Source organism: Curtobacterium pomorum, from assembly GCF_044497295.1.
Classification (GTDB): Bacteria; Actinomycetota; Actinomycetes; order Actinomycetales; family Microbacteriaceae; genus Curtobacterium.
Genome location: NZ_CP172409.1, coordinates 1,842,941 through 1,863,182 on the forward strand (window position 1 = coordinate 1,842,941; position 20,242 = coordinate 1,863,182).

The 20,242-nt window shown below is 73.4% G+C and carries 17 protein-coding genes; 15 read left to right on the plus strand and 2 right to left on the minus strand.

The features are described 5' to 3' along the window. Nucleotide 1: 1 nt before the first annotated feature. Complete coding sequence (locus ACGH48_RS08875) at nt 2–1,000, minus strand: carbohydrate ABC transporter permease (RefSeq protein ID WP_123312820.1); 999 nt, start codon at nt 998–1,000, stop codon at nt 2–4. 134 nt (nt 1,001–1,134) lie between these two features. On the opposite strand from ACGH48_RS08875, the gene ACGH48_RS08880 reads away from it, so the two are divergent. Then, on the plus strand, nt 1,135–2,382 hold the full coding sequence (locus ACGH48_RS08880) for an ROK family protein (protein WP_396291045.1): 1,248 nt from the start codon (nt 1,135–1,137) through the stop codon (nt 2,380–2,382). Nucleotides 2,383–2,474: 92 nt separating this feature from the next. Further along, entirely contained in the window at nt 2,475–3,284 is an 810-nt protein-coding gene (locus ACGH48_RS08885; protein WP_396291046.1) for a DUF1684 domain-containing protein, read from the plus strand. Between the two features lie 163 nt (nt 3,285–3,447). Here ACGH48_RS08885 and ACGH48_RS08890 read toward each other — a convergent pair whose 3' ends face one another. Beyond that, the gene (locus tag ACGH48_RS08890; protein WP_396291047.1) at nt 3,448–4,008 is read right to left on the minus strand and encodes a histidine phosphatase family protein; all 561 of its coding nucleotides are present in this window, start codon (nt 4,006–4,008) and stop codon (nt 3,448–3,450) included. A 62-nt stretch (nt 4,009–4,070) separates the two neighbouring features. Here ACGH48_RS08890 and ACGH48_RS08895 point away from each other — a divergent pair, with 62 nt between their 5' ends. The 13 genes from ACGH48_RS08895 (at nt 4,071) to ACGH48_RS08955 (ending at nt 19,937) form a co-directional block, all read left to right on the plus strand. Continuing rightward, a complete protein-coding gene (locus ACGH48_RS08895) occupies nt 4,071–5,555 on the plus strand; it encodes a reverse transcriptase family protein (protein WP_396291048.1) in 1,485 nt (494 codons plus the stop codon). A 95-nt stretch (nt 5,556–5,650) separates the two neighbouring features. Continuing rightward, the gene (locus tag ACGH48_RS08900; protein ID WP_396291049.1) at nt 5,651–6,871 is read left to right on the plus strand and encodes an acyl-CoA dehydrogenase family protein; all 1,221 of its coding nucleotides are present in this window, start codon (nt 5,651–5,653) and stop codon (nt 6,869–6,871) included. 171 nt (nt 6,872–7,042) lie between these two features. After that, nucleotides 7,043–7,825 carry a hypothetical protein gene (locus tag ACGH48_RS08905; RefSeq protein WP_396291050.1) on the plus strand — a complete coding sequence of 261 codons (783 nt, stop codon included), beginning with the start codon at nt 7,043–7,045 and terminating at the stop codon, nt 7,823–7,825. A 133-nt stretch (nt 7,826–7,958) separates the two neighbouring features. Beyond that, entirely contained in the window at nt 7,959–9,080 is a 1,122-nt protein-coding gene (locus tag ACGH48_RS08910; RefSeq protein ID WP_396291113.1) for an NtaA/DmoA family FMN-dependent monooxygenase, read from the plus strand. Between the two features lie 303 nt (nt 9,081–9,383). Further along, entirely contained in the window at nt 9,384–9,875 is a 492-nt protein-coding gene (locus tag ACGH48_RS08915) for a carboxymuconolactone decarboxylase family protein (RefSeq protein ID WP_396291051.1), read from the plus strand. 10 nt (nt 9,876–9,885) lie between these two features. Then, on the plus strand, nt 9,886–11,085 hold the full coding sequence (locus ACGH48_RS08920; protein WP_396291052.1) for an LLM class flavin-dependent oxidoreductase: 1,200 nt from the start codon (nt 9,886–9,888) through the stop codon (nt 11,083–11,085). Next, on the plus strand, nt 11,082–12,518 hold the full coding sequence (locus tag ACGH48_RS08925) for an NtaA/DmoA family FMN-dependent monooxygenase (RefSeq protein ID WP_396291053.1): 1,437 nt from the start codon (nt 11,082–11,084) through the stop codon (nt 12,516–12,518). Before ACGH48_RS08920 ends, ACGH48_RS08925 begins: the two co-directional genes overlap by 4 nt. Next, nucleotides 12,515–13,567, plus strand: coding sequence for an LLM class flavin-dependent oxidoreductase (locus ACGH48_RS08930; RefSeq protein WP_396291054.1), 1,053 nt, complete (start codon nt 12,515–12,517; stop codon nt 13,565–13,567). Before ACGH48_RS08925 ends, ACGH48_RS08930 begins: the two co-directional genes overlap by 4 nt. After that, nucleotides 13,564–14,592 (plus strand): ABC transporter permease, encoded by a 1,029-nt coding sequence (locus ACGH48_RS08935; RefSeq protein ID WP_396291055.1) that lies wholly within the window; start codon nt 13,564–13,566, stop codon nt 14,590–14,592. The genes ACGH48_RS08930 and ACGH48_RS08935 overlap by 4 nt, the downstream gene beginning before the upstream one ends. Beyond that, nucleotides 14,589–15,482 (plus strand): ABC transporter permease, encoded by an 894-nt coding sequence (locus ACGH48_RS08940; protein WP_340196861.1) that lies wholly within the window; start codon nt 14,589–14,591, stop codon nt 15,480–15,482. The genes ACGH48_RS08935 and ACGH48_RS08940 overlap by 4 nt, the downstream gene beginning before the upstream one ends. Next, a complete protein-coding gene (locus tag ACGH48_RS08945) occupies nt 15,479–17,113 on the plus strand; it encodes a dipeptide ABC transporter ATP-binding protein (protein ID WP_396291056.1) in 1,635 nt (544 codons plus the stop codon). Before ACGH48_RS08940 ends, ACGH48_RS08945 begins: the two co-directional genes overlap by 4 nt. Next, nucleotides 17,110–18,738: an ABC transporter substrate-binding protein gene (locus ACGH48_RS08950; RefSeq protein WP_396291057.1), complete on the plus strand. Its 1,629-nt coding sequence runs from the start codon at nt 17,110–17,112 to the stop codon at nt 18,736–18,738. Before ACGH48_RS08945 ends, ACGH48_RS08950 begins: the two co-directional genes overlap by 4 nt. Then, nucleotides 18,735–19,937 carry an LLM class flavin-dependent oxidoreductase gene (locus ACGH48_RS08955; protein ID WP_396291058.1) on the plus strand — a complete coding sequence of 401 codons (1,203 nt, stop codon included), beginning with the start codon at nt 18,735–18,737 and terminating at the stop codon, nt 19,935–19,937. Before ACGH48_RS08950 ends, ACGH48_RS08955 begins: the two co-directional genes overlap by 4 nt. Nucleotides 19,938–20,242: the final 305 nt, after the last annotated feature.

Consider the following 20,242-nt stretch of genomic DNA (forward strand, 5'->3'; position numbering starts at 1 on the left):
GTCACTCCCCGGTCACGTCGTAGTTGACGAAGCGCTTGGACAGCCAGTACACGAGCCCGGACAGGATCATGCCGGCCAGGAACAGCAGCACGGCCATGGCGCTGGCGAACCCGAGCTGCGCGTAGCTGAACGCGTTCTTGTAGAGGTAGAGCATGTAGAACAACGTCCCGTTGTCCGGGCTGCCGAGCCCGCCGGTGCCGGACGAGATCACGTACGCCTCGGTGAAGACCTGCAGGCCGTTGCTGATGCCGGTGATCAGGTTGAACAGGATCACGGGGGAGAGCAGCGGGAGCGTCAGCGCGAAGAACTGCCGGACCGGTCCGGCGCCGTCCACGCGAGCGGCTTCGTACAGGGTCTTCGGGATCCCGCGCAGCCCGGCGAGGAAGATCAGCGCCGCGTTGCCGGCGCCCATCTGGGCGAGCGCGACGATCACGAGCTTCGCCGTCGTCGGGTCGCCGAGCAGGTTCGTCGCCGGGATCCCGACGAGCTTCATGACCTGGTTGACCAGGCCGGTCTGCGGGTTGACGAGCACCACGAAGATGAACGCCAGCGCGAAGGTGGGGATGAGCGAGGGGATGTACAGCGCGGTCCGGTACCAGCCGATCTCGCGGACGTCCTGGTTCATCGCGATGGCGATGACGATGGCGATCACGATGCCGACGGGCACCGCGATCACGGCGTAGAACAGGGTGTTGCCGACCGCGGTGTGCACGAGCGGGTCGATGAACGCGGCGACGTAGTTGGCGAACCCGACCCAGGTGATGTCGGCCATGCCCGAGTACCGGGTCAGGCTGATCGCGAACGAGTAGATCAGGGGGTAGGCGATGAACACGAGCACGCCGAGGATCCACGGCGAGATGAACGCGATGCCGACGCGCAGCCGGCGTTTCTCGGCCGGGGTCCACGGATGCTTCTCGCGTGGTCGTCGACGGGCCGGAGCGTCACCGCCCGTGCGCGTCCGTGGTGGTGCAGTGGTCCCGGATCGTGTCGTCGTCGTCACGAGCGTCCCTTCCGACCCCGTGCCACGCCGGTGTGGCACAGGCGAATCCGTCGTCGGACGGGCGAACCGATCGCACCGTCGCGGTTTCAATCCAATTGATTGACAAATTCGTATGACCAGAGATGCTAGGGATCATGTCCGAGCCCCGTCAACCCCTTCCTGACACCGTGGTGCAGGGCAGAACGGGCGGCACGAACCTGGTGCGCGTCGGAGTCCAGAACCGTGCGCTCGTGCTCGACCTCGTCCGCCGCCGGGGGCCGTTCGCCCGAGCCGATCTGGTGCGTGCGACCGGGCTCAGCGCGCAGACGGTGTCGAACATCGCCGCCGGACTCGTGGGGGCGGGGCTGGTGCGCGAGGTGCCGGGCGGTGGGCGACGGCTCGAGGTCGTCGCGGGGTCGCGGTCGGCGATCGGGGTGCACCTCGACCCGGCGCACCTGGTCGTGGTGCGCACCGACCTGACCGGTGCCGTGCTGGCCGTCGAGCACGTCGACCTGGACGCGACCGACGACCCGGCGCGGACGCTCGACACGATGGCCGCGGCCGTGCGGCGTGTCCGCGGCGGCCGGTCCGCCCCTGCCGGCATCGGCCTGGCCGTCCCCGGATCGATCGACCCGGACGGCGTCCGGATGGGCACCCCCGCGCAGTTGCCCGCCTGGTGGTCGTTGCCCGTCACGGACGAGCTCGCCGTCCGGACCGGTCTGCCCGTGCTCCTCGAGAAGGACGGCGTCGCGAGCGCCCTCGGCGAGGTCTGGGCCGAGCCCGCTGCCGACGACCTGGTGTCCGTCTTCCTCGGCCACGGGATCAGCGCGGCGACGGTCGCGGCCGGTGAGGTGGTCCGCGGCGCCACCGGCAACGCCGGCGAGTTCGGGGGCATGCCGGTCGAGGCGCACGGCCGCTGGACCGAGGTCTGGGAGGCCTGCCAGCCCCTGCAGCAGGTCCGGCGCGCGGTCACCGCCGGGCTGCTCCCCGCGGGGATCCCGCTCGACCGGGCCACCGACGTCCGACGCGCGTTCGAGCGGCTCTGCGCGACGCCGGCCGCGGCACCGCTGGTCGCCGAGGCCGGGGCCGCACTCGGATCCGCGCTCGCCCACGTCGTCGAGCTGCTCGACGTGCCGCGGGTCACGATCGGTGGCAGCGCGGCCCTCGCCGGCGGCGACGTCTTCATCGCGGCCGTCCGGGAGAGGCTCGCCGTCCGCCTGCCGCAGGGGCCGTTCCCGACGGTCGCGGCGACCGCCTTCGGCGAGGCCTCGGTCGCCCGCGGTGTGGCCTGCGCGGTGCTGCAGGCCGACCTCGCCGTGCCCGCCCCCGCCGTCCACGGGGCCGGTCCGGGGCGTCGACCGGGAGGCCCGGTGCACCTCCGCAGCATCGCCCACCCCTGGTGAGCGGGAGCGTCCAGGGCACGGGGCCGGCAGCGCGCGTGACGCCGTGCGACGACGTCGGCGCGGCCGCCGTCGCGACGCCGTAGCGTCGGAGCATGAGCACGACGACGCCGACCGCATCCGACTTCGCCACCGAGTGGGCCGCCTGGCACGACGAGCACGAGCGGGCTCGGGCGAGCGAGCACGGCTTCCTGGCCATCACCAGCATCCGGTGGCTCACCGCGACACCCGAGCGCTTCGACGACGCACCCGGCACGTGGTCGACCGGCGATGGCGGCCCCGTCGTCGAGCTCGCGGACGGCGAGACGGTCGAGGTCGACGGGCAGCCGGTCACCGGCACCCACCGCTTCGGGCCGTTGCCCGAACGGTCGAGCACCGCCGTGGTGTGGCAGGACGGCGACGAGTCCGTCGTGATCGAGGTCGCCCGACGCGGCGGCAGCGACGTCATCCGCCCACGGCACCCCGGCAACCCGACCCGGACCGAGTACCCCGGGACCCCGACGTACGAGCCGTCGGAACGCTTCGTGGTCGACGCGCACTTCGAACCGTTCGACGAACCGCGCGAGGTCACCGTCGGCTCGGTCGTCGACGGCCTGCAGCACGTCTACTCGGCGCCGGGCGTGCTGACCTTCGACCTCGACGGGCCGCGGTCGCTGCTCGCGTTCAACGGGCACGGGGACGGCCTGCACGTCCTGTTCACCGACCGCACCAGCGGCGTCACGACGTACGAGGCCAACCGGAGCCTCGACGTCCCGGCGCCGGACGCCGCCGGGACCACCCGGATCGACTTCACCCGCGCGACGAACCTGCCGTGCGCGTACACGGCGCACGCGACGTGCCCGCTGCCCCCGGCCGAGAACCGGCTCGACGTGGCGGTCGAGGCGGGGGAGCGGCTGCCCGTCTGAGCCCGTGTCGCTGGGGCCGCGCACGCCCGACTCGGAACGACGTCCTCGATGTCGTACGACGTCGTTCGTTGCGCGCGCGGGTCGTTGCAGCCGCGCGGGAGCGACGAGGTCGATGTCGTACGACGGCCACGGTGTCGTTCGGCGTCGGCGGTCGGCGTGCGCGTCAGGCGAGGGGCACGCGCTCCCAGGTGCTCGTTGCTCGCCACGCGCGCGCATCGAACGCGAACACGCTGCCCATGCCGGGCTGGTCGAGCGCGCGTGACACCGGCGCTCCGGTCAGCTCGGCGAGGAGCAGCGCCCCGACCGCACCGTGCGACACGATGGTCGCGTCGCCCGCTGCAGTGAGCCGCCGGACCGCTCCGACGATTCGGGCCTGGGCGTCGACGGCTCGCTCCCATCCGCGGACCGATCGGGTCGGCTCCGCGAAGAACCGGTCGACGACCCCCTCGAACTCGGCCGGTGGCAGGTAGCCCGTCGCGCTGCGGTCGATCTCGCCGAGCAGGGGATCCTGCGCGGGCACGAGCCCGACCGCGGCCCCGAGCAGCTCGGCGGTCTCGACGGCCTTGCGCTCCGTGCTCGACACGATGCGATCGACACCCGAGTCCCACGCCAGCGCGTCCGCCCGCCCGGCACGAGTGCGCCCCACGTCGGACAACCCCCACGACTCGATCGGTTCGGCGGGTTCCACGACGACCTCGGCGTGGCTCAGGAAGTACGAGACCATCCGGCGATCCTGGCACGGGCCGGGGTGGTGTGCGCGTCGGGGGCTCGTCGTAGGGTGAGCGCGTGGAGTTCCCGGGGGAGGCGGCCGGCGCGCGTGACGCGTCGACCTCTCCGGGGTCACCCCGGGGCACGCAGGACCAGCAGGACGACACGCCCCGAGCAGGCGAGCGCGCTCCGCGCGCGACGCTGCACGGAGGCACCGACAGGTCCTCCGGGAACCCCACGCCCCTCTCCGTCGTCACCGCGGCGCTGGCCGACGCGTTCCTGACCGCCGAGCGGTGGGAGGCGGACGACCTGACGGCCGTCGGGTACGTGGTCGTCGGCGTCGAGCGCGCGTACGTCGGGCTCGCGGTCGCCACCGCGCTCGAGGCGTACCCGCGGCCGCCGGTGGACGCTCCGCGCCAGCTCGCAGCCGTGCTCGCCGCTGCGCCGCGCCTCGTCACGCTGCACCGGTCGCGCGAGGACCGTCGGCCGGTCCGGGTGCTCGTGCGCCGGGCCACCGCGGTCCGTGCCCGTCCGGAGACGGCGAGCCCGTTGCTCGTCGACACCCTGCCCGAGCTCGCGCGGGCACTCGACCTCACCGTCGGCCGGCTGCTCTGGCTCGCCGACACCCGCGCGTGGAACCGCCGCCAGGGACCCTCGAGCCCCCTCCACCACCACCGGCACGAGTGGATCACCCGGCCCGGTCGCGCGCCTCGCCTGCTCGAGAAGCCGATGGACATGCTCCGGCGCACCCAACGGACGATCCTCGACGAGCTCCTGACGATGCTGCCGGTGCACGACGCCGCGCACGGCTTCGTGCCCGGCCGGAGCGTCGTCACGGGAGCAGCGGTGCACACCGGTCAGCAGGTCGTGGTCACCGCGGACCTCACGACGTTCTTCGCGAGCGTCTCCGCGCCGACCGTCTACGGCGTCTTCCGGGCTGCCGGGTTCGCGGAGCCGCTCGCGCACGTGCTGACCGGGCTCTGCACCCACCGGGTACCGGTCCACGTGCTCAGCGCGATGCCGGCCGGCGGCTCGCCGGAGGAGCGTCACGCGCTGCGTCAGGCCCTGGCGACGGCGCACCTTCCCCAGGGTGCCCCGACGTCGCCCGCGCTGGCGAACACCTCGCTGCGGCACCTCGACGCCCGGCTGGCCGGGTGGGCCGGGGCCGTCGACGCGGTGTACACCCGCTACGCCGACGACCTGACGTTCAGCGGCGGCGACCGGCTCGCCGCGCGCCCGGACGCATTCCTGCGGGGCGTCGACCGCATCGTGACCGAGCAGGGGCACCGCCTCAACCCATCGAAGACCCGGGTGCGGCGCCGCGGGGTCCGGCAGTCGGTCACGGGTGTCGTGGTCAACGAGCGGCCGTCGCCCGGGCGCCGCGAGGTCGACCGGCTGCACGCCGTCCTGCACAACGCCGCGGTGCACGGGCCTGCCTCGCAGAACCGTTCGGGTCACCCGGAGTTCCGGGCGCACCTGCTCGGGCGCATCGGGTGGGTCGAGCAGGTCAACCCGGGCCGCGCCCGACGGCTCCGCGAGGAGTTCGCCCGCATCGTGTGGTGATGCCCTCGGCGGAGCGTGTGACGTCCGGTTGCGCTCCGTTGCCCCGCGTTGCGGCGGCCGGCCGCGCCGCGATCGCACCTCGGTAGCGTGCCGCCATGTGTCCGAGTGAGATCCCGGCCGACGACCGCTACGACGAGCTGATCGCACCGCTCCGGCCCGTCATCGAGCGGATCGGCATCGACGCCCGCCAGCGGGAACGCGAGGAGCGTCTCGCCACGGAACAGCTCGGCTGGCTCGTCGACGCCGGCTTCGCACGGTGGCGGACGCCGGTCGCGTGGGGCGGGGTCGGTGCCCGTCTGTCCGACGTGTTCCGGGCGATCGCCGAGATCGCCGAGGTCGATCCGAACCTGGCGCACGTGTGGCGGAACCACTTCTCGTTCGTCGAGGACCGCGTGCACGCCGAGGGCACCGCGTTCGACCGTGCGATCGTCACGCGGCTCGGTGACGGCGAGTTCGTCGGGGGCGGGTGGAGCGAGTCGCCGAACCCGGCCGGGGGCGACCTGACCACGCGGATCGTCCGCGACCCGGACGGGTCCTGGCGGCTGACCGGCCGGAAGTTCTACTCGACGGGCAGCGTCTACGCCCGGTGGATCACGGTCCTGGCGCTCGACGACACCGGTGCACGGTTCGTCGCGCTCGTCGACGCGGAGGACCCCGGCGTCGTGGTGGGTGACGACTGGGACGGCTTCGGCCAGCGCATCACCGGCAGCGGGAGTGTGACGTACACCGACGTGCCGGTGCCCGACGAGCGGGTGCTGCCATACGCGACCCGGTACCCGTACCAGGAGCAGTACCACCAGACCGTGATGCACGCGATCCTCGTCGGCATCGGTCGCGCCGCGCTGCGCGAGGGCGTCGAGGCACTCCGATCCCGGGCGCGCGGACACCACAACGGCACCGCTGCCGACCCGACCCGCGATCCGGAGCTGCTGAGCGTGATCGGCACCGTCGACGCCCGGGTACACGCCGCCGACGCCGCGTTCGCCGCGAGCCTCGGCCCGGTGGACGCGGCCGTCGATCGGCACACCGCCCTGCGCGCGGCCAGTGCCGAACCGTCGACCGACCCGGTGCTCCGGGCGGCGCTCGAACGCAGCTGGATCGCGGTGGCGCGCGCCCAGACCATCGTCACCGACGCGGTGCTCGACGCGACGACGCTAGTGTTCGACGCCCTCGGGTCCTCGGGGACGTTCCGCTCGCTCGGCCTCGACCGGCACTGGCGGAACGCCCGCACCCTGGCGTCGCACAACCCGCGGGTGCACAAGCGCCGCATCGTCGCCGACCTGCTCGTCAACGGTGCGAGTCCGCTGGACCGCTGACCGCTGACCGCTGACCCGCTCGGCCGTAACGGACCGTCACGGGGCGCAACCCGCCGACACCTGCGTGCGCCGCGCCGAGGCGAGCCCCTACGGTCGGTGCACCGGCTCGCCACGGACGCTGGGGAGGCGACCGTGGCGGGCCGTTCTGCGCACCCGAACGGGAGGACCACCGTGACCACCGCCCCCGCACCACCCGTCGTCGCCGTGCCGGACGCGGACCTCGCAGCAGCGGCAGCCACACCCGGCGGCATCGACCGACTCGCGGACCGCCTCGCCGGTTCCGGTGCCACCGTCGTCGCCGTCGGCACCGACCGCTTCGATCCGGCGACGAGCACCGCCCATCGACTGGACCCCACCACCGCGACGCTCGCCCTCGGCCGTGCGCTGCCGGACCACGGGTTCCTCGTCGCCGTGGCCCCGACCCGCGAGCACCCGTACAACGCCGCCCGCCGGATCCTCTCGCTCGACCACGTCCTGGACGGTCGGGTGGGCGCCGTCGTCGGTGCCCGCGACCACGGCGTGCCGAGCACCGGTGAGCAGCACGACCCTGCCGAGTTCGCCCGGGTGCTGCGTGGGTTGTGGCGCACCTGGCCGCTCGACAGCATCGTCGGGGACCGCACGTCGGGGGTCTTCGCGCACACCGACCGGATCCGACCGCTCGACCACGACGGCGGGCCGGACGGCTACCGCGTCCGGGGACCGCTCACGACGCCGTCGAGCCGGCAGGGTGAACCCGTCCTCGCGGTCTGGCACGACGTCGACCTGCCCGGAGCGGACCTCGTCCTGGGCGGGACCGTGCACCCGCTCGCACCGCTGCCGGCGGCGAGGTCCGAGGCGGAGCCGCACCGGGCCTCCCGGTCGACCGCGACGCGACCACCACGGCCACCGCGAGCAGCGCGACCGACGCTCCGCACCCTGCTGGGACTCCCGGACCCGACGGCGGTGACCGCGTGACGGGCCCGGCCGACGACGCCGGGCTGATCCTCGGCGTGAACCTGCAGGGGTTCGGGCAGCGTCCCGCGGCCTGGCGCACGCAGGACGTCGAGCCCACCGACCTGCTCTCGGCCGGGTTCTGGGGCGACGCGGCCTGCTCGACATGGTGTTCTTCGCCGACCACCCGGCGTTCGGTGACCCGAACGTCCGCGCCTACGGGTTGCTCGAGCCGTTCGTCGCCCTCGGTGCGATCGCCGACGCGACGAGCCACCTCGGGTTGGTCGGCACCGCGTCGACGACGTACAACGACCCGTTCGACCTCGCCGAGCGGCTACTGTCGCTCGACTCGGTGTCCGGCGGACGCGTCGCGTGGAACGCCGTCACCACCTACGACCGCTCGGTGTCCGCGAACTTCGGCGTCGCGACGAACCCCGACCGGCCCGAGCGCTACGCCCGTGCGGGGGAGTTCGTGGACCTGGTGACGGCGCTCTGGCGGTCCGCCGCCACCGGGGTCCCCGTCGTGCACCACGGCGGGTTCCTGGACCTCGAGGGCGTGCTCCGGGTCCCGTCGTCGGCCCAGGGCCACCCGGTCGTGTTCCAGGCCGGGGGATCGCCCCACGGCCGCGACCTGGCGGCACGCGTCGCCGAGGGGGTCTTCGCCGTCGAGTTGACGCCGGAACCGGCGCGGGAGCACCGCCGCGCCGTCAAGGCCGCCGCCGAGACGCACGGGCGGAGCGCAGCGGACGTCGCGATCGTGCCGGGGTTGTCGCTCGTGCTCGGCAGCACCGAGGCCGAGGCGCAGCGCCGGTTCGACGAGCTCGAAGCCCTCGCGCCGGACGGTTACTCGCTCCGGGCGCTCGGGACGCACCTCGACGCCGACCTGTCAGGGCTCGAGCCGGACGCGCCGATCCCGTCGGCGATCCTCGACCGCGAGGTCGACCCGGTCACCTACGGGCCCTCGCTCGGATACCACGAGACCGTCGTGCGGTGGGTGCGCGCCAACAACACCTCGTTGCGGGACGTGCTGCGGGGCTTCGGTGGGTACGGCGCCCGGATCGTGGTCGGGACCCCGGAACAGGCCGCCGACACCATCGAGGACTGGTACCGCACGGGTGCCGCCGACGGCTTCAACCTGATGATCGACGAGTTCCCGCGGGGCCTCGAGACCGTCGTGGACGAGCTCGTGCCGATCCTGCAGCGCCGCGGGGTGTTCCACCGGTCGTACGAGGACGTGACGCTGCGCGGGCGGTTCGCGGCGCGTGCCCGGGGGCTCTGACGTCGCACGGTGCGCTGTCCGCGGTACGGCCGCGCTGCTGCACCGTGCGCGTGCGTTCACACGGTGCGAGGTTGGTCGCACCGTGCGGGCTCGCAGCCGCTCACGGTGCGAGCAACCTCGCACCGACCGACGGAAGCCGCACTGTGCGGACCGCGCGTCCCGCACCGACCGCACCGCGCGTCCCGCACCCCGCGTGACGCCGTGTGACGGCCGGCGCCGCGGCCCGCGTCACACGGCGACACCGCCGGTCACGGTCCGCAACACCCGTCGCCTCGGGGCCCCGACCGCCCTAGCGTCGCCGACATGACCGACTACCTCGACCGCGAGCAGGACAAGACCTTCACGAAGGTCTACAAGCAGCAGACCCCGGACATCCTCAAGGCCTTCGTCCAGTTCGACGAGTCGGTGTTCCAGGCCGAGGGCCGCGCGATCCCGCTGAAGTACCGGGAGCTCATCGCCCTCGCCGTCGGCATCACCACGCAGTGCGTCTACTGCATCGACGGCCACAGCCAGCGCGCCGTGACGGCCGGCGCGACCGAGGCCGAGCTCGCCGAGGCCGCCTGGGTCGCCACCGCGATCCGCGCCGGCGGCGGATTCGCGCACGGCCGACTCGGCTTCAAGTTCGGCGCCGACGCGACCCCCGCCGACGCGACCCCCGCGGACGCGACCCCCGCCCACGCGACCCCCGCCGACGCGGCACCGGCCCATGCGACCCCGGCCCACGCGGCCCCCGCCCACGCGACCTCCGCCGACGCGGCACCGGCCGCCGCCGACCACGCCGCGCACACCCACTAGGAGGACCGCCATGCCCGACCGCATCACCCTCGTCACCGCGCTGCAGGGCGCCGGCTGGCACCCCGCCGCCTGGCGCGTCGCCGGCCCGGTCGCGCAGCGCCTCACCAGCCTCCGGCACTGGCGCGACGTCGTCGTGGAGCAGGACCGCCTCGGCATCGACGCCGTCACCATCGAGGACTCGTTCACCGCGGGCCCGACGGCCGCCGACCACGACCTCGACACCGCGACCGTCGTCGGACGGCTCGACGCCCTCCTCGTCGCGAACGCGGTCGCCCCCGCGACCCGCGCCGTCGGTCTGGTGCCGACCGTCTCTGTGACGCACACCGAGCCGTTCCACGTGGCCACGGGCCTCCAGACCCTCGACCACGTCTCGCTCGGGCGAGCCGGCTGGCGGATCCAGGTGAGTCCGACGACCCGCGAGGCGGCCCTGTTCGGCCGTCGACCCGGCGGCGACGACGCGGCCACCCTGTTCGACGAGGCCCGCGAGGCGGCGGAGGTCGTCTCCCGCCTGTGGGACAGCTGGGACGACGACGCGATCATCCGCGACGTCACGACCGGCCGGTTCATCGACCGCGACCGCATCCACAACGCCGAGTACGCGGGCCGCCACCTGTCCGTCCACGGCGCGTCGATCGTGCCGCGGTCGCCGCAGGGCCGGCCGCCGGTCTTCGCGCTGGCCCACCGCGCCGACGCTGCGGCATTCGCCGTGGACGCTGCGGACGTCGTGCTGGTCACGCCCGGGTACCAGGGCCGGGAGGCGCGGGACCTGTTGGACGAGGTCCGTCACCTCGAGCAGGTGGCCGGGTCTGACGTCCGTCGTCCGGTCCTCGCCGACCTCGCGGTGCTGATCGGGTCGTCGTCCGCTGCCGCGGCCGACGAGCTCGCCGCGCTCGACGGCGCTGCCGGGAGCGCGTACGCGGGGGCGTCGGACACGTCCGTGCTCGCGACGACGGTGCCCGAACTGGTGTCGCTGATCGGGGACCTGCGGGGCCTCGGCTTCGCCGGCGTCCGGCTCCGCCCCCTGCGCATCCCGCTCGACAGCACCGCCATCGCCAGGCAGCTCGTCCCCGCGCTCGTCACCGCCGGGCTCCGCGCCGACGTGGCGTCCCGTCCCACCGCCGACCTGCGCACGCGGCTCGGCATCGCCCCGGCGGTCAGCCGGTACGCGTCCGCACCCGCCGGTTCCGTCTCCGTGGAGGTCTCAGCATGAGCAGCAAGCGTCAGGTCCACCTCGCCGCCCACTTCCCGGGCGTCAACAACACCACGATCTGGAGCGACGACCGCGCCGAGAGCCAGATCGCGTTCTCGTCGTTCGAGCACTTCGCCCGGAACGCCGAGCGCGGGTTCTTCGACTTCCTGTTCCTCGCCGAGGGCCTGCGGCTCCGCGAGCAGAAGGGCCGCGTCCACGACCTCGACGTCGTCGGGCGTCCGAACACCCTCGCGGTCCTGGCCGCCCTGGCCGGGGTCACCGACCACATCGGTCTGGTCGGCACCCTGCAGACGACGTTCAACGAGCCCGTGGAGCTCGCGAAGCAGCTCGCCACGCTCGACCACCTGACCGACGGTCGTGCCGGGTGGAACGTCGTGACGAGCTCGGACGCGTTCCACGGTGCGAACTTCCGCCGCGGCGGGTTCCTCGACCACGCCGACCGGTACACGCGCGCCGCCGAGTTCATCGCGGTGTCCCGCGAGTTCTGGGACTCGTGGCAGGCCGACGCCGTCGTCGCCGGCACCGCCGCGGGCGGCGCGCTGGCGGACGGCGTGTTCGCCGACCGGTCCCGCATCCACGACGTCGACCACCACGGCCCGCAGTTCGACGTCACCGGCACGTTCCCGGTGCCCCGCAGTCCGCAGCGGCACCCGGTGATCGTGCAGGCCGGTGACTCCGACGAGGGGCGCGACCTCGCCGCCGCGAACGCCGAGGTGATCTTCTCGCTGCACACCGAGTTCGACGACGCGCAGGCGTTCTACCGCGACGTCACCGAGCGGCTCGAGCGGGTCGGACGGTCGAAGGACGAGCTGCAGATCCTGCCCGGTGCGACGTTCGTGATCGGCTCGTCGGCGGAGGACGCCGAGGAGCGGTCGAACGCCATCCGTCGCGCCCAGGTCAGCCCGGCCACGGCGATCGCGTTCCTCGAGCAGGTCTGGAACCGCGACCTGTCGTCGTACGACGTCGACGGCCCGCTGCCGACGATCGAGCCCGACTACGAGGGCACCGCGATCACCCGCGGGCGCGCCCGACACACCCGCGACGTCCCCGCCCTGGTGCAGTCGTGGCGGGACCTGGCCGAGGCCGAGCACCTGTCGATCCGCGATCTCGTCATCCGCGCGTCGACCCGCGGCGGGTTCGTCGGGACGGCGTCGCACATCGCCGCCGAGATCGACCGGTACGTGCAGGAGCGCGCCACCGACGGGTTCGTCGTCGTGCCGCACACCAACCCGTACGGCCTCGACGAGTTCGTCGACACGGTCGTCCCGCTGCTGCAGGAGCGCGGCGTCTACCGGCAGTCCTACGACGAGGGTGCGACCCTCCGGCAGACGCTCGACCTGCCCGGCACGATCCGCGACCGATCGGCCGCCGCACGCACGGCCGCTGCGGCGGGTCCGGCGCGTGCGGCAGCGTCCGCCGGGGTGCTCGCGTGACGATCTCCAGCCTCGCGATCCTCGTCCCCGGCAACTTCGAGGACGAAGCCCCCGTCGACGGTCTCGAGGCCACCCTCGACCTGTTCGCCACGGCCGAGCGGCTCGGCGTCGACGGCGCCTGGGTCCGGCACCGGCACCTCGAGCACGGCATCGGCTCGGCCGCGGTCTTCCTGGCGGCGGCGTCACAGCGCACCACGTCCATCGAGCTCGGCGTGGCCGTCGTGCCGATCGGGTGGGAGAGTCCCTTCCGCCTGGCCGAGGACTTCTCGCTCGCCGACGTCCTGGCGCACGGGCGGCTGCAGGTCGGGCTGTCCACCGGCTCGCCGCACGCCGAGATCCTCGGCGACCTGGTGTTCGACGGTGACTGGCGCGCCTTCGACCGCGGGTACGGGCGGGTGTCTCGGTTCGTGGAGAACCTGCGCGGCGCGTTCCTCGGCGCGGACGACGTCGTCATCCAGAGCCCCGGGAACGTCCAGCGCCCCCGGTTGCAGCCGTACGCGCCGGGTCTGGTCGACCGGGTCTGGTACGGCGGCGGGTCGCTCCGGTCGGCCTCCTTCGCCGGCAGTTCCGGGCTCAACCTGCTGCTCGGCAACCTCACCTCGGGCGAGGGCACCGACGACTACGGCACCGCCCAGCGGAACCAGCTCGCGGCGTACCGCGCCGCGCTGCCGACCGGCCGCACGCCCCGTGTGGCCTGGGGCCGGTGCGTCGTACCGACCGACTCGGCCGATCGGGTCTCGCGCGAGCGGTACCGCACCTGGTCCGAGTCCCGTCTCGCACGGCAGACCGCGCCCCAGGGACCGCGCCGGACCCTGTTCTCCGCCGACCTGGTGGGGCCCGCCGAGCAGATCGTCGAGCAGCTCGTGCACGACGCCACGCTCGCCGAGGTCGACGAGTTCCGGATCGAGCTGCCCTACGAGTTCGCCGGTGACGAGTACGAGCAGATCGTCTCGGACGTCGTGGCGAAGGTCGCACCGGCGCTCGGGTGGACGGCGCGGACGGCTCGGTCGGCGCCGACGCCGACGCCGCAGGGGGTGGTCGCCGCATGACCCGCTACGTGCTCTCCCGCATCGGCCAGGCCGTGCTCGTCCTCTGGGCGGCGTGGACGATCTCGTTCTTCGTCCTCTACGTCCTGCCGAGCGACCCGGCCCGGATCATGGTCGGCCCGGACGCCACCGACGTCACGGCGGCACAGCTCGACGCGCTCCGGCACCAGTACGGCCTCGACCAGCCGGTGCTCGTGCAGTACGTCCAACACCTCGGCGCCCTGCTCACCGGCGACCTCGGCCGCTCGATCGGCGTCGGTCGACCGGTCGCCGACGTCATCGGCGAAGCGATCGCGCCGACCGCCCAGATCGCGGTCGCCGGCCTCGTGCTCGCGATCGTGTTCGGCGGCGGGATCGCGGTCCTGGCGACGTGGACCCGGAACCGGGCCCTCGGCCAGTTCCTGCTCCAGCTGCCCCCGATCGGCGTCGCCGTCCCCGGGTTCTGGTTCGCGCTGCTGCTGGTGCAGTGGTTCTCGTTCGGGCTGCACGTGTTCCCGGCGTTCGGTGGCGAGGGCCCGGCGTCGGTCGTCCTGCCGGCGATCACCCTGGCGCTGCCGACCGGTGCCACGATCGCCCAGCTGCTGTCGAAGTCCCTCGTCCAGACCCTCCGTGAGCCCTACGTGGACACCGCGTACGCCAAGGGCGCCGGACGCTGGCGGGTCCAGCTCCGGCACGCGCTCAAGAACGCCGCGCTGCCCGCACTCACCGTGACGGGACTCATCGTCGGGCAGTTGTTCTCCGGCACCGTCGTCACCGAGACGGTGTTCTCCCGCCCAGGCCTCGGTCGGGTCACCGCGACCGCCGTGCAGCAGCAGGACATCCCCGTCGTGCAGGGCATCGTGCTGCTCGCCGCCGCGATCTTCGTCGTCGTGAACCTGGTCGTCGACCTCGTGTACCCGCTGCTCGACCCGCGCGTCGTGGTCGCCGGCAGCCGTCGGAAGCTCCGCGACCAGGACGGCGCAACACCGGGCGCGACGCCCGACACCACCCCGTCCAGCGCCACCGGACCGAAGGCGGTCCCCGCATGACCGAGACCACGCAGCTCGCCATCGGGCGCCCCGCGTCGCTCGCCACTGACCGCCTCCCCGGCGGCACCACGACAGCGCTCCGTGCGCTCGTCGCCCGCCCGACGCTCACCGTCGCGCTCGTCTGGCTCGCCCTCGTCGTGCTCGCCGCGCTCCTGCCCGGAGCGCTCACCCACCACGACCCGCTCGCCGCCGACCCGGCCGCCAAGCTCACCGCTCCCGACGCCGCGCACTGGTTCGGCACCGACCAGCTCGGCCGTGACCTGTACGCCCGCGTCGTGCACGGCACCGCGCTCACACTGCAGGCCGCGGTCCTCGCGATCGTCATCGGCCTGGTCGGCGGCTCGCTCGTCGGGCTCGTCGCCGGTTTCGTCGGCGGGGTCGTCGACGCCGTGCTCATGCGCGTCGCCGACGTCCTGCTCGCGATCCCGAGCCTGCTGCTCTCGCTGACGATCGTCACCGTGCTCGGCTTCGGCACCGTGAACGTCGCGGTGGCGGTCGGCGTCGCGAGCATCGCCACGATCGCCCGCATCATGCGCTCCGAGGTCGTCCGGGTCCGCACCGCGCCGTACGTCGAGGCGGCGAGCGCGAACGGCAACCGCTGGTGGCGCGTGCTGGCCGTGCACGTGCTGCCCAACGCGGCCGGTCCCGTCCTGGTGCTCGCCGCCCTCGAGTTCGGCACCGCGATCCTCGCCGTCTCCAGCCTGAGCTTCCTCGGCTACGGCGCGCAGCCACCGCAGCCCGAGTGGGGTTCCCTCGTCGCCACCGGGCGCGACTTCATCGCGTCCTCGTGGTGGCTCACGACCATCCCCGGCCTCGTGATCGCCGTCACGGTGCTCGCGGGCAACCGCGTCGCCCGCGCGCTCGACACCGAACGGAGGGCCGTACGATGAGCCTGCTCAGCATCCAGGACCTGACCGTCACCTACGGCCGCGGGAGCAGTGCGCGCACCGCGCTCCACGGCGTCTCGCTCGAGGTCGGCCGCGGCGAGCGCGTCGCCATCGTCGGCGAGTCCGGTTCGGGCAAGTCGACGACGGCGCACGCGGTCCTCCGGCTCCTGCCCGCAGCAGCGGACCTGACGGGAGGCACGGTGCGGCTCTCCGGGGCGGCCGACGGATCCGGGGACCTCGACCTGGTCACCGCGACCGACCGCCAGGTGCGTTCCGTGCGCGGCGTCCGGATCGGCTTCGTGCCGCAGGACCCGACGGTGTCGCTCAACCCCGTGACGCGGATCGGCACCCAGGTCGCCGAGGTGCTCCGGATCCACGGGCTCGCCGCCGGTGCCGAGGCTCGGGAACGCGCCGTCGAGGAGCTTCGCCGTGCCGGCATCGATCGTCCCGAGCTCCGCGCGCGGCAGTACCCGCACGAGCTGTCCGGCGGCATGCGGCAGCGGGTGCTCATCGCGATCGCGCTGATCGGCGACCCGGAGCTGCTCGTCGCGGACGAACCGACGAGCGCGCTCGACGTCACGGTCCAGCGGACGATCCTCGACCACCTGGACCGGCTCGTCGCCGAACGGGGCACGAGCGTGCTGTTCATCACGCACGACCTCGGGGTCGCCGCCGACCGAGCCGACCGCATCGTCGTGATGTCCGAGGGGCGGATCGTCGAGCAGGGCACCCCGGCCGAGGTGCTCGGCGCACCCCGCGAGCCGTACACGCGCGCACTGATCGCGGCGGCGCCCAGTCTCGACGACGTGACCATGTCCGTCGGACTCCGCACGGGCCTCCCGGCAGACGGCGACCCACTCGTCGTCGCGACCGGACTGCGGAAGTCCTTCGACCGCGTGACGGCCGTCGACGGGGTGGACGTGACCGTCCCGCGGGGCCGCACCCTGGCGCTCGTGGGGGAGTCCGGTTCGGGCAAGTCGACCACCGCGCGCCTCGTGCTCGGACTCGAACGCCCGGACGCCGGCCGTGTGCGGTTCGACGGCGCCGACGTGGGCGGAGCCCGCGGTGCGGCGGTGCGGGCGTACCGGCGGCAGGCGCAGATCGTGCAGCAGAACCCGTACGCGGCGCTGCACCCGCGGCTGTCGGTGGGGGCGGTGATCGCGGACCCGCTCGCGGCCTTCGGCATCGGCACCCGGCGGTCCCGCGCGGCACGGGCGGCGGAGCTGCTCGACCTCGTCGCGCTGCCGTCGTCCGTGCTCGGTCGTCGACCGGCGGAGCTGTCCGGCGGACAGCGGCAGCGTGTGGCGATCGCCCGCGCGCTCGCACTCGATCCGTCGTTCATCGTCCTCGACGAACCGGTCTCCGCACTCGACGTGTCCGTCCAGGCGCAGATCCTCGACCTGCTCGCGGAGCTGCAGTCGACGCTCGGCGTCTCCTACCTGTTCATCTCGCACGACCTCGCCGTCGTCCGTCGCATCGCCCACGAGGTGTCCGTCCTGCGGGGCGGCCGTGTCGTGGAACACGGCGACGTGGCGCAGGTGCTGCACGACCCGCAGCACGAGTACACGCGCGCACTGCTCGACGCGATCCCGGGACGATCCCGGCGCGTCCCCACCACCGAAGGAGTCTCATGACCACCCACCGCACCCCGTTCCGTCTGGTGGCCGCGATCGCGGCCGGCACCGCGGCGGCCCTGGTCATGGCGGCCTGCTCATCGGGCGGTACCGCGTCGACGTCCTCGTCGTCGAAGCCCGTCGACGGCGGCTCGCTCACCTACGCCATCGCGAACGACCCGATCACGCTCAACCCGACGGGCACCGGCGCGGGCAACGACACGCTCGCGATCACGCGGCAGCTCGTCGACTCGCTGCTCTGGCAGGACCCGTCCGACGGCTCGCTCAAGCCGTGGTTGGCGACGAAGTACTCGGCGAACGCCGACGCCACCGCGTTCACGTTCGACCTGCGCTCCGGTGTCACGTTCTCGGACGGCACCGCGTTCGACGCGACGGCCGTCAAGGACACCTTCGACGACATCGCCTCGGCCGGCGCATCGAGCACGGCCGCCGCGTACTTCTCCGGCTACACGGGGACGAAGGTCGTCGACGACGACACGGTCGAGGTCGACTTCTCGACGCCGAACGCCGCGTTCCCGAACGCCACGGCGTCGGTCGCCCTCGGCATCGTCGCCCCGAAGACCACCGAGACCCCGTTCGACGACCGTGCCGACGGGAAGGCCGTGATCGGCACCGGGCCGTTCACGCTGCAGTCGTACACGAAGAACACCTCCACCGTCCTCACGAAGCGGAAGGACTACGACTGGGGTCCCGCCGCGCGGTCGAACGCCGGGGCGGCGCACCTGTCCGAGGTGACGTTCCAGGTCGTACCCGAAGCCAGCGTCCGCACCGGCAGCCTGCAGTCCGGCCAGCTCGACGCGATCAGCAGCGTGCAGCCGAGCGACGTCGACACCCTGCAGGCGCAGTACGACCTCGTCACCCGCGCCAACCCGGGCCAGGTGTTCGGCCTGACGTTCAACCAGAAGCGGCCGATCGTGTCCGACCTGGTCGTCCGGAAGGCGATCGCCCAGGCCGTCGACCCGAAGGCGGTCCGCGACACCGCACTGAACGACCTGTTCGAGGTCGCGGACTCGGTCCTCGGGTCGACGACACCCGGGTACGCGGACACGTCGTCGGGTTCGGCCACGTACGACCCGAAGGCCGCGGCGGCCGCCCTGGACGACGCCGGGTGGAAGAAGGGCTCCGACGGCATCCGCTCGAAGGACGGGACGAAGCTGCAGCTCAAGCTCGTCTGGATCACGAACTTCGGACCGAACCAGACGTCCCTCGAGCTGATCCAGCAGGAGCTCGGGAAGGTCGGCGTCGGCGTCACCCTCGAGAGCGGGACCGTGCCGCAGTACCTCGCCAACCTGACGAGCGGCGACTGGGACCTGTCGTGGGACAACAGCTCGCGCGCCGACGGCGACGTCCTGCGGTCGAAGTTCTCCAGCTCGGGCGCCCAGTCGATCGGTGCGTCGGACACGACGCTCGACGCGCTGTTCACGAAGGAACTGTCCCAGTCGTCGGCGTCCGACCGGTCGGCCACCTTCGGGGAGATCCAGCAGCGCATCGCGTCCCAGGTCGACTTCGTCCCGGTGCACGAACTCACCAGCATCATCGCGCCCGCGACGGACGTGCACGGCATCGTCTTCGGGGCCGACACCCGGCTCGACCAGCTGACCGGCGCGTGGAAGGACGCATCGTGAGCGCCGCTGGACGGGCGCCGCTCTCGGTGCTCGACCTGGTGCCGGTCACCGCTGGGTCGTCCGCCGCCACGGCGCTGCACCGCACCGTCGACCTGGCCGTCGCCGCGGAACGCGCCGGGTACGCCCGCTACTGGCTCGCCGAGCACCACCTCAACCCCGGGGTGGCCGGCAGCGCGCCGACCATCGTGATCGGTGCGGTCGCCGCCGCCACGTCCGCGATCCGGGTCGGCAGTGCGGCGACGCTCGTCGGCAACGTCCGCGGGCTGCAGATCGCCGAGACCTTCGGCACCCTCGCTGCGCTGTACGGGCCGCGGATCGACCTCGGGCTCGGCCGCTCCGGAGCGCCGGCTCCCGGTACCCCGAAGCCGCCGTCGCTCGCGCCCCGGTCGGACGAGGTCGTCGACGGACTGCTCGTCCCCGCACCCTTCGACTTCCGCATCGCACCGGGCAGCCGGTTCGCCCTGCAGGGGGAGCTGCTCGGGCGGGTGCCCGGCGACGTCGACCGGTTCGAGGGCGAGCTGGACCTCGTCCGTGCGCTGTTCGCCGGCACCTGGTCGCGGGACGGCGCCGTCGTCGAGGCGCCGCCCGCCACCGGAGCCGCCGTCGAGCTCTGGATCCACGGGTCGACCGGAGGCGAGAGCGCCCGGGTCGCCGGAGCACTCGGACTGCCGTACGGCGCGAACTACCACACGTCGCCCGGCACGGTCCTGGCGTCGGTGCAGGCCTACCGCGACGCGTTCCGCCCCGGCGTGCTCGAGGCACCGCACGTCATCGTGTCGGCGGACGTCGTCGTCGGGCGCACCGAAGCCGAGGCCGCGGAACTGTCGCTCGGGTACGCGGAGTGGGTGCACTCGATCCGCTCCGGCGTCGGGGCGATCGAGTACCCGACGCCGTCCGCGGCACGGGCTGCGCCGCTCGCTGTGGCGGAGGCGGCGTCGGTCGCCGATCGGCTCGCCACCCGGTTCGTCGGCGATGCCACGGCCGTCGCCGACCGCCTCGAGGTCCTGCAGCGGGCGACCGGCGCGGACGAGCTCCTCGTGACGACGATCACGCACGACCACGACGCCCGGGTGCGCTCGTACGAGCTGCTCGCGGCGGAGTGGGCCGCGCGGGGTGCTGGTGGTGGTGCCGGTGCTGGCGTTGGTACTGGTACTGGTGCTGCGCGTGCGGGGGCTGGCGTGGGTGCCGGGGTGCGCTGACCGGACTGGTGCGCTGACCGGACTGGTGCGCTGACCGGACTGGTCCGTGTCGACCCGGAACGACGAGCTGGATGTCGCACGACATCGGGCTCGTCGTTCGTGCGCGCGTGCAAGTGTTGGCGCGTGCAACGAGCGACACCGTGGTCGTCGTGCGACGTCGACGATGTCGTTCGGCGTCGGGCCCGTGCGGCCCGTGCGGCCCGTGCGCGCGCATGTTCCGACGATGCACGCGTCGATCACCTCGTGCAGTGTCGGACGATGCACGCGCAACGAGCGACACCGTGGTCGTCGTCCGACGTCGACGA

Bases quoted from the DNA above. Each gene is read 5' to 3' on its own strand.
- ACGH48_RS08880 (WP_396291045.1), top strand. From the start codon at position 1,135: ATGTCCGAGCCCCGTCAACCCCTTCCTGACACCGTGGTGCAGGGCAGA.
- ACGH48_RS08885 (WP_396291046.1), top strand. From the start codon at position 2,475: ATGAGCACGACGACGCCGACCGCATCCGACTTCGCCACCGAGTGGGCC.
- ACGH48_RS08890 (WP_396291047.1), bottom strand. From the start codon at position 4,008: ATGGTCTCGTACTTCCTGAGCCACGCCGAGGTCGTCGTGGAACCCGCC.
- ACGH48_RS08900 (WP_396291049.1), top strand. From the start codon at position 5,651: ATGTGTCCGAGTGAGATCCCGGCCGACGACCGCTACGACGAGCTGATC.
- ACGH48_RS08915 (WP_396291051.1), top strand. From the start codon at position 9,384: ATGACCGACTACCTCGACCGCGAGCAGGACAAGACCTTCACGAAGGTC.
- ACGH48_RS08920 (WP_396291052.1), top strand. From the start codon at position 9,886: ATGCCCGACCGCATCACCCTCGTCACCGCGCTGCAGGGCGCCGGCTGG.
- ACGH48_RS08925 (WP_396291053.1), top strand. From the start codon at position 11,082: ATGAGCAGCAAGCGTCAGGTCCACCTCGCCGCCCACTTCCCGGGCGTC.
- ACGH48_RS08935 (WP_396291055.1), top strand. From the start codon at position 13,564: ATGACCCGCTACGTGCTCTCCCGCATCGGCCAGGCCGTGCTCGTCCTC.
- ACGH48_RS08940 (WP_340196861.1), top strand. From the start codon at position 14,589: ATGACCGAGACCACGCAGCTCGCCATCGGGCGCCCCGCGTCGCTCGCC.
- ACGH48_RS08945 (WP_396291056.1), top strand. From the start codon at position 15,479: ATGAGCCTGCTCAGCATCCAGGACCTGACCGTCACCTACGGCCGCGGG.
- ACGH48_RS08950 (WP_396291057.1), top strand. From the start codon at position 17,110: ATGACCACCCACCGCACCCCGTTCCGTCTGGTGGCCGCGATCGCGGCC.